Raw genomic sequence first — 14,691 nt, 5'->3', positions numbered from 1 at the left:
TGAGTCAATTTACAAAAAAAGAGTATCAGGATGGCGTATTGGTTATTTAAGACAGAGCCGGACACTTTTTCCATAGACACCCTGAAACAACAGAAAGTTTCCTGCTGGGAAGGGGTACGTAATTACCAGGCCCGAAATATGATGCGCGATGAGATAAAAGTCGGCGATCAGGTCTTTATCTATCACTCATCGTGCAAGGATGTCGGGGTGGTCGGTATCGCGACGGTGATCCGGGAAGCGTATCCGGACCATTTCCAGTTTGACCCTGAAAGTCCGTACTTTGATCCTAAGTCAGCGCCCGAAAACCCGCGTTGGGTGATGGTCGATATTGAATACCAGCGTCACCTGCGGCTGGTGTCACTCAAGCGGATGAAAGCCAATCCGGCCCTGGCGGAACTGCCTTTGGTACAGCGCGGCAGCCGCCTGAGCATTATGCCGGTGACGGATGTCCAGTGGCACGAAATCTTGCAGATGACCGGGCAGTTTTAAGACGCGCGCCTGGTTTTTGGGGATGCGTCAGCGTCTGCCTTGGTTTCAATCTCAGGTTTACTTGCATCCTCGGGCTGAGGTGCGAATCCCAGGGACAAAAAAGCTGCCTCTCAGTGGGCAGCTTTGTTCATGGTCGTTATGCATTAGCAGGTCAGCAAGGCTGGTTGAGTAACACCAGCGCATGACTGACCTGAGTTCGCCAGCGAAGACCTATTTGATCAGCAGTTCAGCCAGATAGTGGGCTACGGCCTCGTCATCACAGGCTCCGATGATGTCATGCTCCGGCAGGGCACGCTTCACTTTCTCATGCGCGGTGCCCATGATCAGCCCTTTACCGGCCATACTCAGCATTTCAATGTCGTTCATGCCGTCACCAAACGCGATGCAGTCTGCCAGCGTGTGGCCCTTTTCTTTGGCGACCGCTTCCAGCGCGTGACCTTTTGACACTTTAGCATCCATGATTTCCAGACACCAAGGGGTCGAAAACGCCACGTTTACGCGCTCGCCAAACAGGTCATTGAAGGTGTTTTCCCACTCGACCAGTTTGTCGTGATCGCGATCGTCACGGGTGAAGAAGATCTTTGCCAGCCCCTGGAGCGGTGGGTTATCGACATCAAACAGCTTGTAGCTGAAGGTGTCGTGGAATTTCTTCAATTCCTCGTCTTCGACGTTCAGCAGCCAGTCATCGTTGCGGTACAGGTGGATTTTCAGCGCCGGATCCTGTTTCGCCAGAGCGATGATGTCGCTGGCCACGTCTTCGGCCACGTCTTGTTTGAAGATAACCTCACCCTGGCAGTTGTGCACCCGGGCGCCGTTGGAGGTGATCATGTATGCCGGAATGCCCAGCTGCTCACGCATCCCGGCAACATCGATGTGGTGGCGGCCGGTGGCAAAGATGAAATCCTTCCCGAGCTGGTGCAGCTGGTTCAGGGTGGCTTTGGTAAATGGCGCAATCTTGTGATCCGGGGTCAGCAGGGTGCCGTCGAGATCAGAAGCAATAATCTTGTACATGAAACCTCTCGTGGTCAAAACCGCGGGCCAAAACCTCAGGTTTTGGGGAAACTGGTTGGATTTTAAACCAGTTCGCCCCAGAGAAAAGAGGTTAATTTATGCCGGGGAGATTTCCGCTTTCCGAAAATGGCTGATCGCAGCGGCCAGCACCGGCTGGCGGTACTTGTCAGATTCAAACAACAGCTCATGGCGGGCACCGTGGATCACTTTCAGTTCGCAGTCCCGGCTGGCACGGTGCATGGCCTCGCAAAAGCGGCCGTGGGCACGGTTATCAATGATGGTGTCATCGCTGGCCTGCAGCAGCAGAACCGGGGCGGTGATATTGCCGGCCTCGAACATGCAGCGTTTGGCTGCTGCCATCCCCTGCCAGACCCAGCGCGCACTCGGCCCGCCCAGGCGCAGTTCCTGCCTGTGTTCATAAAGGTCCCGGAACCATTGGTAACGTACTTCACTCTGGCACAGCGCGTTATCAGCAAAAGGTTTCGGATAGTAAGGCAGCTGTCCCGGCGCGTAGTCCGGCTGGCGTTTGATGTGCTCGACCATACGCGCCAGCGGTGAGGCGATCGGGCGCATCCAGTTTTTGAGGTGAATGCCGTGCATCGGCGCGCTCAGCACCGCGCTATCGACCACGTCGGGGTGCCGGGCAAGATACAGGCTGGCAATGGTGCCGCCCATGGAATGGGCCAGCATGAAATGTTGCTGATAGCCACGCGGCAGGATGACCTGCTGGATGAAGGTGTCGAGATCGGCGACATAGTCGTCAAAGTGTTCGACGTGACCCAGTTGGGTGTCTTCCGTCAGGCGATCGGACACGCCCTGGCCTCGGTGATCGAGGGCAAACACATCGTAGCCCTGACGGACCAGATCGTAGAACACTTCCTGATATTTCCAGTAGCTTTCTACCCGGCCGTTGACCACGATGATCGCTTTGTCGGCGTTGTGCCCGGTCAGGGCGGCCCAGCCGATATTCAGCTCGGCAGCACCCTGAAACATGCCTTCCTGGCGTTGCTGCCACAACTCGGCAACAGGTCCGGCCATCGTGGCCGCAAAATGGGATTCCTGGGAAAAATCGAAATACAACGGTGGCTTGCTTGTCATGTGCCTTCTCGTTTGTCCGCAATTGACTCCAGTATAACGGATTGTCCGACCAGCCTGTACTTGGTATCAGTTGCTTCCTGCCCGCATCACCTGTTAATTTGTAGTACTTTTCATCCATTCCTGCGCGGCGGCCGCTAAGGCCGGAGTGCCCATATTTGTCAGGAGTCTTAACGTGAGTGTCGATATCTGGTTGGCCTACCTCGCAACGGCCATAGTGTTCAGTCTGGCCCCGGGTTCCGGGACGGTCAATTCGATCAGCAACGGGATGGTGTACGGCTGGCGTAAGTCACTGGCCTCGATCCTGGGCCTGCAAATCGGACTCAGCGTGCATATTGCTCTGGTTGGAGTGGGTCTCGGGGCGTTGCTGGCACAGTCGGCGACCGCGTTCACGGCGATTAAATGGGTCGGTGCGGCGTACCTGGTCTGGCTCGGTATTCAGAAGTGGCGGGATCGTAGTTCCATGGCGGTCACTACCGGCCATGAGCATGTGACCAGTGGGCAACTGTGCCGACAGGCGATTTTGGTGAACCTGACCAACCCGAAAACCGTGGTGTTTCTGGTGGCGTTGTTCCCGCAGTTTCTGGTGCCGACTGAGCCACAGGGACCGCAGTTGCTGGTGCTGGGCATAACCACGGTGCTGGTGGATATGGTGGTGATGCTGACATATGTCACCCTGGCCTCGCGCCTGGCTGGTTACATTCGTTCTGACCGGGTGATGGCAACCCTGAACCGGGTGTTCGGCTCGATGTTTATCGGCTGCGGTGCTCTGCTGGCCACCGCCAAAGCTTGAGCAAGGCACGGGTAATAGGGGACTGACTTGAGAGCCGGGGATGGTGGTATACTCCACGGCTTTGTCGATCCAGAGCGTCGGAGGCACGCCCCGCTACCATGTACTCTTATGTTGCCCGTCAGCCTATCTTTAACCGCCAGCAGAAAACGGCTGGCTATGAGCTGTTGTTTCGCGACGGGGAAAGCAATGCATTTCCCGATATTGAAGAGAACAACGCGACCTGCCGCCTGCTGGTGGAAAACTTTCTGTCCGGTCATTCCAGCCTGGCCGCACTGGGCCAGCGTTGTTTTATCAATTTTCCGCAAAAGAGCCTGCTGCGCCTGCAGCCGTTGATGCTGCCGAAAAAGCAGGTGGTGATTGAGGTACTGGAAAGCTGCGAGCCGAATGATCAACTGCTGGAGGCTATTCGCCAGCTCAGCCAACAGGGCTACCTGATCGCCTTGGATGATTTTGACCTGGATCCCCGCTGGCAGCGCTTTTTTCCGTATGTGCATATTCTCAAACTCGATCTGATGAAAATCGGGGTCGAGGCGGCCTGCGCGTACCTTGCCGACCATCGTCACCACAAGCTGATGTTCCTGGCGGAAAAAGTCGAAACCCATGAAGAGTTCATGCAGACCTATGAAGCCGGTTTCCATTTCTTTCAGGGCTACTATTTCAGTCGGCCGGAGCTGGTGAAACAGCGCCTGATCAAACCTGAGCGAATGGTGACCCTGCGGCTGTTGCAGGAAGTGTGTCGCCCGCAGATTGATGTCGATCGGGTGGAGCAGATTGTCGCCTCGGATGTGTCCCTGTCTTATTTGCTGCTGCGCTTTGTCAACACTGCCGAGCGACGTACCACCGTGCCGATCAATGGGTTTCGGCAGGCGTTGATCTATCTGGGCGAAGAGCGACTTAAGGTGTTTGTGAGCGTGGTGGCGACCGCGCGGGCTGCCCGGCACAAACCCAGTGAGTTGTATGCGTTATCGCTGCAACGGGCGAAGATGTGTGAGCTGCTGGCCGCCGAGGGTGAGGGGCCGATTGATAGCCGGATCGCCTTTATGACCGGGCTGCTTTCCCTGCTGGACGGGCTGCTGGATCAGCCGCTGGCAACACTGCTGCAACAGTTACCGCTGGAAGCTGCGGTGACAACCGCGTTGCTGGCACGACAGGGGAAGTTGGGGATATTGCTGGAACTGGTCACGGCGTATGAGCGTGCCGACTGGGACAGCGTCCGGCATGCCAGCCAGACTCTGGCTCTGAGTGCCGAGCGGATCGGGGACAGTTATCAGCAGGCGGTGAGCTGGGCGGAAAGTTATCTCGCGGCTCTGCCGGGCTAAGTGTTTGCCGCCACTGTCGCCGAGCGAGGGCAGATAAAGTCATGGTGCTAAACAGCAATAAGCCGGGCAATGCCCGGCTTATTTCATCATGGTGTATCAGTCGCTACCCAGTAGCGGCCTGTTAGCCACCGATGTTGTAGTAGGTGGCAGCACCCGGGCCTACCGGGATACCCAGAATGAATACCCACACGTAGAACATCAGGCTCCAACCCACGATGAATACCATCGAGTATGGCAGCATGGTCGCGATCAGCGTACCCAGACCCAGATTCTTCTGGTAACGGGTCGCGACGGCCAGGATCATCCCGAAGTAGCTCATCATCGGTGTGATGATGTTCGTCACTGAGTCACCGATACGGTATGCCGCCTGAATGGTTTCCGGCGCGTAGCCAACCAGCATCAGCATCGGGACAAAAATCGGCGCTGTTACCGCCCACTGTGCAGACGCTGAACCAATCATCAGGTTGATAAAGCCACACATCAGGATGAAGGCGAAGAACAGCATCGGGCCTGTCAGACCGATTGATTGCAGCATATCTGCACCGGCAACCGCAAACACCTGGCCGAAGTTCGTCCACTTAAAGAAGGCAACGAACTGCGCGGCAAAGAACACCAGCACAATGTACATGCCCATGGTGGACATCGACTTGGACATTGCATTGATCACATCGCGGTCACTGTTCATGGTGCCCACGACTTTACCGTACACGAAACCCGGAATGGCGAAGAACACGAAGATAAACGCCACAATACCTTTCAGGAACGGTGAACCTGAAATCAGACCGGTTTCCGGGTTACGCAGGATACCGTCTGCCGGCACGATGGTCAGAGCCAGCAGCGCAGATACTACCAGGGCAGCCAGACCCGCGGCTTTCAGAGCTTTCTTCTCCAGCGCGGTCAGTTTACCCATTTTGTCCTGGTCCAGATCATCACTGGCGTCTTCCGGGTTGTATTTGCCCAGCTTCGGCTCAACGATTTTCTCTGTCACGAACGCACCCATGATAGTGATGGCGAACGTTGACGCGAACATGAAGTACCAGTTCACCTCAGGACCGACCGTGTAGGTCGGGTCGATCATTTGTGCTGCGGTTTCAGTAATGCCTGACAGCAGCGGGTCAACGGTACCCAGCAGCAGGTTGGCACTGTAACCACCTGACACACCGGCAAAAGCCGCCGCCAGACCAGCCAGCGGATGACGGCCCAGAGAATGGAACAGCATGGCTGCCAGTGGAATCAGTACCACATAGCCCAGCTCAGACGCGGTATTGGAAATAATACCAGCGAAGACCACCACCAGTGTCACCATGCGGCGTGATGCACCCATCACCAGGCCACGCATTGCGGCAGACAGCAGACCGGAATATTCAGCAATCGCGACACCCAGCATCGCAACCAGCACGGTGCCCAGCGGGGCAAAGCCGGTAAAGTTAGCGACCAGGTTGGCGACGATTTTCTGCAGGCCTTCAGCGTTAAGCAGGCTCACGACATGAATGACGCCATCCGCGGCACGTCCTGGCGCCCCTTCCGGGCGAGGATCGGCAACCGACATTTCAAAATAACCGGCGATACCGGAAGCAACCAGAATTGCGACACAAAATAGAGCGAAAAGGGTAATAGGGTGTGGCAACAGGTTACCCAGCCACTCGACGGTGTCGAGGAAACGAGTAAACCACGTTTTTTTAGGTTTTTGCATTTGATGTGAAGCAGACGTGTGCATCACTACCTCCATTTATCATTGAACCCATCAATGGGTATACCTCTCTCACGGGTCGGGGAGGTTACGCTATTGTTAATGCAACAAACAAGAAATAATTGTGTCCAAATGTGTCAGTTGCTGTTTTTTTGTCTATATAAAGTTAAATTTTTGATATTTTATCCTTATTTTATAAATTCAGTTTGCCTTCGCAATGTCCAGCCCCTATGAATTCAGTTGTTTATTGGCCGGATGTTAACCTTTTTCAAGTCCCTAACATTTCAGTGCCTTAGAGACAGTGGTACTTTATGGGTGTGTCATAGTTCACATCTTTCAACATTTTTTCATACTGAACAGTTTTCATTTAACGCCCTGCTAACATATTTCCGGCTGTTTTCCCGGCAAGATAGAGAGCAAAGGCACATCGGTAGGAAAAAACCACGTGGTCGGCGGCAGGAATTTGCGCTCAGGTGCTGGGATATCGACAGCGGTGATTGACTGGGGTGTGACTGCTATAGTCAAAACACATGGCCGCAATAACTGGTCGTGACCATTGCGGTGACGAGGAGGAGTGGGTGAGGGAAAAAATTCGGTTTTTTGATGTATTGCGCTGCGTTGCCGCACTCGCCGTGGTGGCGATTCATGTTCTGGGGCCTTATCGCGAGCAACTGGGAGAGATTGCCGACAGCGCGTGGATGACCGCCATCACCGTCAACAGTTTCAGTCGCTGGGCTGTGCCCGTCTTTATTATGATTACTGGCGCGCTGATGCTCAGTGATACCCGACCATTTGAGCTCTCTTATTATGTGCGGCGACGGCTGGGCAAGGTCCTGCTGCCGTTTCTGGTCTGGTCGGTCTTTTACGCGCTATTGTCTGGGCTGACGTTCGATGGGTATGACAGTGTTGTTGCATGGGATACCCTCAAAGCGCTGCCGGTTCATGAAACTTACTACCATCTGGGCTTCTTCTATTACTTTATTCCGCTGTATTTTGTGGTGCCCTTTTTCCGCTACCTGGTCCAGCATAATGACCGCCTGGCCGTGATTGCGATGACCAGTCTGTGGCTGGGTATTACTGCGTTGTTTTTGTTTAAGATTGACGGGCCGTGGAGCCAGGAGCTGGTGCTTTACAGCGGGTATTTGCTGCTGGGGTACTGCCTGTTTCAGTACCGTTGGCCGCCGGTAGGATGGTTAGTGGTGCTGGGGTGCGTTGCTCTGGTGCTCACGGCTTACATGGTGATCAGCCACAGTTTTGCCAATGGGGAATATACGGTGGGGCGTTGGCTGTCGTATAAAACCCTCAACACGGCGTTGATTGCTGCCATGGTGTTTGCCTTGGGACGGCTGGTTGCGGAGCGGATGAGTGAAGGCTGGCTGGATCGGATAGCGTTTATGAGCCGGTACAGTCTCGGTATCTATTTGTTGCATCCGATCTTTCTGTGGCCGGTCAGGGCGTATGACTGGTACTTTTTCCCGCCGGTGATCATGATTCCCCTGCTGACACTGATCATCACTGCACTGGCGCTGGCGGCGAGCTGGTTGCTGGCCCGCAGTCCGAAAACGGCCTGGCTGGTCCCTTAGGGGACAGCCAGGGCAGGGCATCCCATCATGGCATGGCGGTAAAAACCGAATCAGGGACTCAGTCGCGCTGTAACGTAAAATGCAGAAAAGTCAGCCCTTTATAGGTCATGGTACCGCGGTCTCCGGGATTGAGGGCATGATAGTAATGCACGCCAACCATGAATTCCCGCTTGGGGCCGCCTTGGGTCGGCTGAACGTAAATCCAGTATTCTTCCTGCTCGTCTCCGGGCTGGGCACCAATGATCGGCACACTCTGCTTATCCAGTACGGTGACTTCAATGCTGCGCTCCGGGGCGTGGGCGCCGAGCGTATGGCGGCGGTACGACAAAATGAAATAGCCGACGGCGATGATCAGCAGGGCAATTAGGCCCACAATGACCGAAACAGGCATCCAGAATCTCCATGATAGCGGTGGGATATCCTGCATTATTCCCGATGTTGTCGTAGGCGAGTATGGCATGGCGGGCAAAGCGTGATCCGCGCCGAAATGTTCATGGCATCAGGCTGTTGGGGAAGGTGTTTGGAAACCTGTGATCCCAAGCTCGCGGGGGAAGAAAACGCGCCCGCCAGGCTTTGTTTTACCGCCAACTCGCGGTAAGTTAAAGCCAGACAGTAAGAGGAAGTGTCTCATATGGCAAATATAGAGTTAGTAGTGACGCGCTCACGGCGAATCGAGCGGTTGCTGCGTGAGCATTATCATGCGGAAGGGAAAGGGCTGCATCAGCTGATTAACAGCTGTGAAGAACGCTTGCCGCATGAAATTGTGCCCAAGCTGCGCTTTATTGCCTCGGTTCGCAATAAGACCGTACATGAAGATGGTTATCAGCTGGATGATAAAAAAGGATTTATCGCGGCGTGCAAGGCGTGTGAAAAAGAGTTGACGCCTCGCAGCGGGCGCTTTGTCTGGAGCGTTGCAGTGTTACTGGTGTTAGGGGTGACGGCGCTGGCGTTGTGGTTCTATTCATTGCATTGGCATCATATTGATTTGACGCCGTGATGGTTGATGATCGGCTTGCGTGATGAGGCAAGCTTGTACAGCGACAGAGCAAGGCTCTGCCTCCGGTTCAAATAAAAAAAGGTGCCTTCAGGCACCTTTTTTTATGAAAATTTTCTGCTTAATAAATCACAGGCAGCGTCATTAAACCGACAACCACTGCGATCATCATAAGGCCTTGTTTTTGAGAAGAGGTGAACATGGTAAGGCTCCTTTTTGCTGCTAAGTGAATTTGTATGACTTAGATTAACATCCATTTTATCGATTTCACAAGTGAAATTGTCATATTGTTGTCATAAAAATAATTTATGTAGCCAGGCTTTGGTCTTTATTTGCTAACAAAACGGTGTGTTTTAAGGTGTTTAAAAAACAAACCAAGTGAGGGTGGTGTTTTTAAACTAATATAAGCAATTGATTTTAATTGGGTTGTTGTTTGTTTTTTACCGTATGCTGACAGGTTGAATGGGCTTTTTATTAAAAACGTCAGGATATGGCAGCTAGGTTTGTCAGGGCTGGGTTAGCGATCTTAATTTTAAGCTTTGTGAGAAAAGTTGAAGCTGGAAAGGCAGACGCTGCATGTATTCTCGCATCTTTGCCAGTAAATTATGCTGGCTAATGGCAACAGGGGAGAGTTTGTCAGGTTAACGTTAGCTGAGCGTGCCTGAGAGACTTTTCTTTGGAGGTTTTTTCTTAACAATATGAAAATAATAGGAATTATATTTGATTTTGATGTGTATGGACACTGTTCAAAAGTCCATTTCTCGGTGATGAAAAATCGTTAACACGTCGCGAATTGTTGCAAACAACAGGCAAACGTTTGCTAATTCAGCTTGTTATCAAATGGCAAGAAAATGAAAAAAGATGTCCAGTAAGAAGTGTGATAAATATGATTCGGAGCTAGTTATTGACCCTCGCCGCTAGACAATCCCCTTTCAGCTCCTAAACTGTGCCATGCCGTTGACAGGCCCGATGATTTAAAAACATACAACTATAATGACGGTGACTTTATGTGGGTGTGGTTAGCCATTGCTCTTTCAGCGCTTGCGCACATTACTGCTTCATATTACGGCCCTCGCTGGCAGTTTTATTTGTTTAAGCCCTTCACTATTTGCTTGCTTGGCGTTGTAGCCTGGCAATCCGGCGACGGCAGTTTCTACCATGGTGCGATCATGGCCGGACTGATGCTGTCGCTGGTCGGGGATATCTTCCTGATGTTGCCCAAAGATCGCTTTGTGCCCGGTTTGCTCAGTTTTCTTCTGGCGCACTGTGTTTACGCGGCTGGCTTCTGGAGCCAGCTCGATGGCGGTATGGTGTGGTGGTTGCCCGCGATGCTAGCGGCTGCGGGTGTGATCGTGTTTCTGCTTTTACTGCCATCACTGGGTACCTTGATTGTGCCGGTTGCCGTCTATATCGCGGTGATTGTGATGATGAGCTGGGCGGCCGGGGAATACTGGCTGACAACGCGCAGTTTGCCGGCGATGCTGGCTTTGCTGGGGGCGTTGATCTTCATCTTTTCCGACATCTGCCTGGCCATCAACCGTTTTCGCGGCGAGTTCCGTTCGGCGACAACCATGGTGATGACCAGCTATTTTCTGGCGCAGTCGCTGTTTGTCGCGACCTTGATGGTCTGATCCTGCCTTCTCATCATCTATCCTCTTCTTAGCATCCTTTTCTTAGCAGCCTTGCCCGCTGGATGAGTTCATTCGGTGGGCAGGGCTGGTTGAATCAACGCGTCAGCTTGACCGGTCTGCTCTCGGTAGAGAGGAGGAAACGATGGACGACATCTGGTGTGAAGTGTACCGCGCGGCCAATGTCCTGGAGGCTCACAGCCTGAAAGGGATGCTGGAAAGTTCGCGTATTCCGGTCCGGTTGCAGGGCGAAAGCCTGAGCGCCGCGGCCGGAGAGCTGCCGGCCGATGTGCTGGAAGTGGGCATTTGGGTGCCGCAGTCATGCCTGATCCCGGCTGCCCGTTTATTGTCTGCCTACGAACAGGCCGAGCAGCCCGGTTGGTGCTGCCCCAGGTGCGGCGAGCAAAACGGGGCTCAGTTCGAACTCTGCTGGCAGTGCGGGCACGACAGAGATGCCTGAGACGGATAAATCAAAAACATTCATTTAAAATGCAATTAATTGTTGTGGGTCAAACAGCCCTTGCTCACCCGGTTTTACAATCAGGCCAGTTCTTACTTTCGGGAGAGTTCCATGACCACCATTCATGCCCATGAAGTCCTGCATCTGTTGCTGGATACCGAGACACCTTACACCGAGGAAACCCTGGCTCAGACCGTGCGGAACAAATACGGTGCTGACGTGCGCTTTTACACCTGTAGCCAGCAGGATCTGACGCTGGATGCCTTACTGGCATTCTTGCTGGAACGCCGTAAGGTTCTGCGTGACGGGGAGTTTTTGACGGCCAACCGCGAGCGCATGTGCAATCACTGATCAGATAATTTTGTGAGTGAGGTGGCAAATTTATCGCCACCTTATTGTTCGTTTGTTATACTCTCCGTCCATCGTTCAGCTTTCTGGCTGATCGTTCTGCGTTCTCTTTATTTCTTTCATTAAACACGCTGTCTGAGGTCTGCTCTGTGGAAATTATTTCTGCGGCGGTGATGCTGTTTCTGATCATGGATCCGCTCGGTAACTTGCCGGTGATGTTGTCGATTTTGCGACACATCGACCCGAAAAGACGACGCTTCATCCTGATCCGTGAATTGCTAATTGCTCTGTTTATTTTGCTGCTGTTCCTGTTCGGGGGACAGAAGATGCTGAACTTTCTTCACGTCTCTACCGAGACGGTCAGTATCTCTGGCGGGATAATTCTGTTTTTGATCGCGATTCGGATGATCTTCCCGCAACCGGGTGGGGTCACCGGGCTGGCGGCGGGCGAAGAGCCGTTTATTGTGCCGATGGCAATTCCGATGATTGCCGGACCGTCGGTACTGGCGTCGCTGCTGTTGCTGTCGAACCAGGAGCCGGGCCGAACCTTTGACTGGGTCATTGCCGTATTACTGGCCTGGGGAGCCTCGTTTATCATTCTGATGTTCTACGAGGTGTTCAACCGGGTGCTGGGCGAGCGGGGGCTAAAAGCGGTCGAGCGCCTGATGGGCTTACTGCTGATTATGATTTCGACCCAGATGTTCCTGAACGGGATCCGCGAGTTTTTCACACTGTAAGCTCGTCTGAGCCGCGTACCGGACGGACAAAAAAAGCGAGGCGGCGGCCTCGCTTTTTTTATGCTTTTCGCCGTGTCAGATCACACGGAGTCCGCGCGTGCATGGTCACGAGGCGCTGACAAGTGGTAATCACATCATGTGCTTGCGGCGGATATCCAGCAGCGCAAAGATACCGAAGATGAGGATCGACCATTTTTCCCAGCGCGACATCGAGATTTTATCGCCGAACGCCCCGAGGAAAATCAGCATCTGCAGGCCATGCATCATCAGCAGGAAGCCAGTCATAATATAGAGGGCCATCGCGGCCACACCCGGGAACGGGTAAAAAATGTTCACCAGCAAAACCAGCCAGACGAAACCAATGGCAGCCTTTGCCAGTAAAATCAGTGCTTTCATGCTTCCTCTCTCACAAATAAACGGTAACAGACCTGACCGGCCGTTTTTTCTCGGTGCAGATGCCAGTTTGTCGGGGTCGGCAGTTCACCCAGCTCTTTTTCTGCTTCAATATAAATCATGGCGTGGGGAGCCAGCCATTGTTGTTGCTCGAGCAGCGAAATGACGTCGCTCAGGAGATCTTTGCGAAATGGCGGGTCGATAAAGACCACATCGTACGGCGTTCCCGGCTGCTTGAGGTGGGTCAGGCTGTCGGTCTGCACCACTTTGGCATTGTCGGCGCCCAGTGACTGGCGGTTTTTCTCCAGTTGTTCGGCGGCTTTTTTATCCAGCTCCAGCATGGTGACCAGTTCGGCCCCGCGGGACAGGGCCTCGAAACTCAGGCTGCCGCTGCCGGTGAACAGATCCAGACAGCGGGCATCCGGGATATCCGGTGCCAGCCAGTTAAACACCGTTTCTTTGACACGATCGGTCGTCGGGCGCAGCCCCTCAACATTATGCACGGGGAGTTTCCGGCCACGCCAGCGTCCGCTGATGATCCGCACGAAGCCATCGCGGCGGGAAGTGGGCGACTTTTGCCCTGATTGTTGTCTGCGTCTCGTCATAGATTTCTTCGACCGTTGAGAAAATGTTAGTATACCCAAACCCTTTCGCTGTGTGCGCGCAAACGAGCGCCCGCGAACAGGGACAGGGTGAATCAGACCCTGATACGTAGGCCGCAAATTGTACCAATCAAGCGCTAGGATTTGCCAATGGCAGAAAAGAAGAAACGCGGATTATTTTCGTGGCTGGGTTTTGGCTCTGAAGAGCAGACCGAGCAAACAGCACAGCAACAGGAACACCCGTCACACGACGAGGCAGCAAAACAGGCACCTGAAGATTCAGTCGAAGCGAAGATTGTCGCTGAACCTGAGAGCGGGACAACAAACGCGGACGCTGACAACGCGGTAGCGCACGACCATCCGGCCGAGCCGGACGCTGAAGCGGAGAAGCCACGGGAAGCCGCGGCGGCTGAGGTCGTTGCCGAACAACCGAAGCCGGAGCCGGAAATCGAAGCGGTCGCTGAGCCAGAGGCGGCAGAGTACGCCCCGAAAGCCAGCCCCGATGCCAACGCAGCGCTTGCCGCAGAAGCCGACACCACGGTCGAGGCTGAGTTGCAGGGCGAGCCAGTTGCTGAGACGGCTGCTGAGCCGGCTCCAGTGGTACTGGAACAGGAGAAGCCAAAGAGTGAAGGCTTTTTTGCCCGCCTGATGCGCGGCCTGAAGAAAACCAAAACCAATTTCGGTTCGGGGTTCTTTGGCCTGTTCAGTGGTAAAAAGATTGATGACGACCTGTTTGAAGAGCTCGAAGAGCAGCTGTTGGTCGCGGATGTCGGCATGGACACCACGCTCAAAATTATCGAAAACCTGACCGACAAAGCTGATCGCAAAGATCTGAAAGACGGTGAGGCGCTGTACGGCCTGCTGAAAGAAGAGCTGGCCGACATGCTGACCAAGGTTGAGCAGCCGCTGGTGATTGATACCACCAAAAAGCCGTATGTCATCTTGATGGTCGGCGTGAACGGGGTCGGTAAAACCACGACCATCGGTAAACTGGCCAAGCAGTTCCAGAGCCAGGGCAAGTCAGTGATGCTGGCGGCGGGCGATACGTTCCGTGCCGCGGCAGTGGAGCAGCTGCAGGTTTGGGGTGAGCGAAACAATGTGCCGGTGGTGGCCCAGCATACCGGGGCTGACAGTGCCTCAGTCATCTATGACGCCATCGAATCGGCCCGCGCCAAGCAGGTGGATGTGGTGATTGCCGACACGGCAGGCCGTCTGCAGAACAAAGGCAACCTGATGGAAGAGCTGCGCAAGATTGTCCGGGTGATGAAGAAAGTCGATCCGCACGCGCCGCACGAAATCATGCTGACCGTGGATGCCGGTACCGGCCAGAATGCGATCAGTCAGGCGAAGCTGTTCAGTGAAGTGGCACCGGTCACCGGGATTACCCTGACCAAGCTGGACGGAACTGCCAAGGGCGGGGTGATTTTCGCCATTGCCGACCAGTTCAATATTCCAATCCGCTACATTGGTATCGGGGAAGGGATTGAGGATCTGCGTCCGTTTGCCGCAGACGAATTTATTGAAGCGCTATTTAGTGACGAGGAATAAA

Annotated in this window: 16 protein-coding genes; 10 read left to right on the top strand and 6 right to left on the bottom strand. The window is 54.0% G+C overall.

Annotation, left to right across the window (positions count from 1 at the left end; translation table 11 throughout):
- Positions 1-30 precede the first annotated feature (30 nt).
- Positions 31-489: an EVE domain-containing protein gene (locus C9I92_RS20090; protein ID WP_047887285.1), complete on the top strand. Its 459-nt coding sequence runs from the start codon at positions 31-33 to the stop codon at positions 487-489.
- A gap of 210 nt (positions 490-699) precedes the next feature.
- Here C9I92_RS20090 and C9I92_RS20085 read toward each other — a convergent pair whose 3' ends face one another.
- Together C9I92_RS20085 and C9I92_RS20080 are read right to left on the bottom strand one after the other, a co-directional pair.
- Positions 700-1,500 carry a Cof-type HAD-IIB family hydrolase gene (locus C9I92_RS20085; RefSeq protein WP_047887284.1) on the bottom strand — a complete coding sequence of 267 codons (801 nt, stop codon included), beginning with the start codon at positions 1,498-1,500 and terminating at the stop codon, positions 700-702.
- 96 nt (positions 1,501-1,596) lie between these two features.
- Entirely contained in the window at positions 1,597-2,598 is a 1,002-nt protein-coding gene (locus C9I92_RS20080) for an alpha/beta fold hydrolase (RefSeq protein WP_047887283.1), read from the bottom strand.
- A gap of 172 nt (positions 2,599-2,770) precedes the next feature.
- Between C9I92_RS20080 and rhtB the strand changes: the two genes are divergently transcribed.
- Entirely contained in the window at positions 2,771-3,388 is a 618-nt protein-coding gene (rhtB, locus tag C9I92_RS20075; RefSeq protein WP_047887282.1) for a homoserine/homoserine lactone efflux protein, read from the top strand.
- A 98-nt stretch (positions 3,389-3,486) separates the two neighbouring features.
- Positions 3,487-4,707, top strand: a complete 1,221-nt coding sequence (locus C9I92_RS20070) for an EAL and HDOD domain-containing protein (RefSeq protein ID WP_047887281.1) — start codon at positions 3,487-3,489, stop codon at positions 4,705-4,707.
- A 121-nt stretch (positions 4,708-4,828) separates the two neighbouring features.
- Here C9I92_RS20070 and C9I92_RS20065 read toward each other — a convergent pair whose 3' ends face one another.
- Positions 4,829-6,424: an AbgT family transporter gene (locus C9I92_RS20065; RefSeq protein ID WP_047887280.1), complete on the bottom strand. Its 1,596-nt coding sequence runs from the start codon at positions 6,422-6,424 to the stop codon at positions 4,829-4,831.
- A gap of 551 nt (positions 6,425-6,975) precedes the next feature.
- Here C9I92_RS20065 and C9I92_RS20060 point away from each other — a divergent pair.
- The gene (locus tag C9I92_RS20060; protein ID WP_047887279.1) at positions 6,976-7,980 is read left to right on the top strand and encodes an acyltransferase; all 1,005 of its coding nucleotides are present in this window, start codon (positions 6,976-6,978) and stop codon (positions 7,978-7,980) included.
- A 58-nt stretch (positions 7,981-8,038) separates the two neighbouring features.
- On the opposite strand, the gene C9I92_RS20055 is transcribed toward C9I92_RS20060, so the two are convergent.
- Positions 8,039-8,371 (bottom strand): DUF2500 domain-containing protein, encoded by a 333-nt coding sequence (locus tag C9I92_RS20055; RefSeq protein ID WP_047887278.1) that lies wholly within the window; start codon positions 8,369-8,371, stop codon positions 8,039-8,041.
- 240 nt (positions 8,372-8,611) lie between these two features.
- Between C9I92_RS20055 and C9I92_RS20050 the strand changes: the two genes are divergently transcribed.
- The 5 genes from C9I92_RS20050 (at position 8,612) to C9I92_RS20025 (ending at position 12,147) form a co-directional block, all read left to right on the top strand.
- The gene (locus C9I92_RS20050) at positions 8,612-8,977 is read left to right on the top strand and encodes a hypothetical protein (RefSeq protein ID WP_047887277.1); all 366 of its coding nucleotides are present in this window, start codon (positions 8,612-8,614) and stop codon (positions 8,975-8,977) included.
- Positions 8,978-9,981: 1,004 nt separating this feature from the next.
- Positions 9,982-10,605 carry a lysoplasmalogenase gene (locus C9I92_RS20040; protein ID WP_047887276.1) on the top strand — a complete coding sequence of 208 codons (624 nt, stop codon included), beginning with the start codon at positions 9,982-9,984 and terminating at the stop codon, positions 10,603-10,605.
- Positions 10,606-10,747: 142 nt separating this feature from the next.
- Positions 10,748-11,062 (top strand): putative signal transducing protein, encoded by a 315-nt coding sequence (locus C9I92_RS20035; protein WP_047887275.1) that lies wholly within the window; start codon positions 10,748-10,750, stop codon positions 11,060-11,062.
- A gap of 111 nt (positions 11,063-11,173) precedes the next feature.
- Positions 11,174-11,413, top strand: coding sequence for a YecH family metal-binding protein (locus C9I92_RS20030; RefSeq protein WP_047887274.1), 240 nt, complete (start codon positions 11,174-11,176; stop codon positions 11,411-11,413).
- A 146-nt stretch (positions 11,414-11,559) separates the two neighbouring features.
- Positions 11,560-12,147, top strand: a complete 588-nt coding sequence (locus C9I92_RS20025; RefSeq protein ID WP_047887273.1) for a YhgN family NAAT transporter — start codon at positions 11,560-11,562, stop codon at positions 12,145-12,147.
- A gap of 129 nt (positions 12,148-12,276) precedes the next feature.
- Here the strand turns inward: C9I92_RS20025 and C9I92_RS20020 are convergent, their stop codons facing one another.
- On the bottom strand, positions 12,277-12,543 hold the full coding sequence (locus C9I92_RS20020) for a DUF1145 domain-containing protein (protein ID WP_047887272.1): 267 nt from the start codon (positions 12,541-12,543) through the stop codon (positions 12,277-12,279).
- Entirely contained in the window at positions 12,540-13,145 is a 606-nt protein-coding gene (rsmD, locus tag C9I92_RS20015) for a 16S rRNA (guanine(966)-N(2))-methyltransferase RsmD (RefSeq protein WP_047887271.1), read from the bottom strand. The genes C9I92_RS20020 and rsmD overlap by 4 nt, the downstream gene beginning before the upstream one ends.
- A gap of 147 nt (positions 13,146-13,292) precedes the next feature.
- Here rsmD and ftsY point away from each other — a divergent pair, with 147 nt between their 5' ends.
- Complete coding sequence (gene ftsY, locus C9I92_RS20010; protein WP_047887270.1) at positions 13,293-14,690, top strand: signal recognition particle-docking protein FtsY; 1,398 nt, start codon at positions 13,293-13,295, stop codon at positions 14,688-14,690.
- Position 14,691 lies beyond the last annotated feature (1 nt).

The sequence above is a fragment of the Photobacterium ganghwense genome, from assembly GCF_003025595.1.
In the GTDB taxonomy this organism is placed as follows: Bacteria; Pseudomonadota; Gammaproteobacteria; order Enterobacterales; family Vibrionaceae; genus Photobacterium; species Photobacterium ganghwense.
The sequence above is the reverse complement of the archived record's forward strand: the minus strand, read 5'-3'. Positions and strand labels throughout refer to the sequence as shown.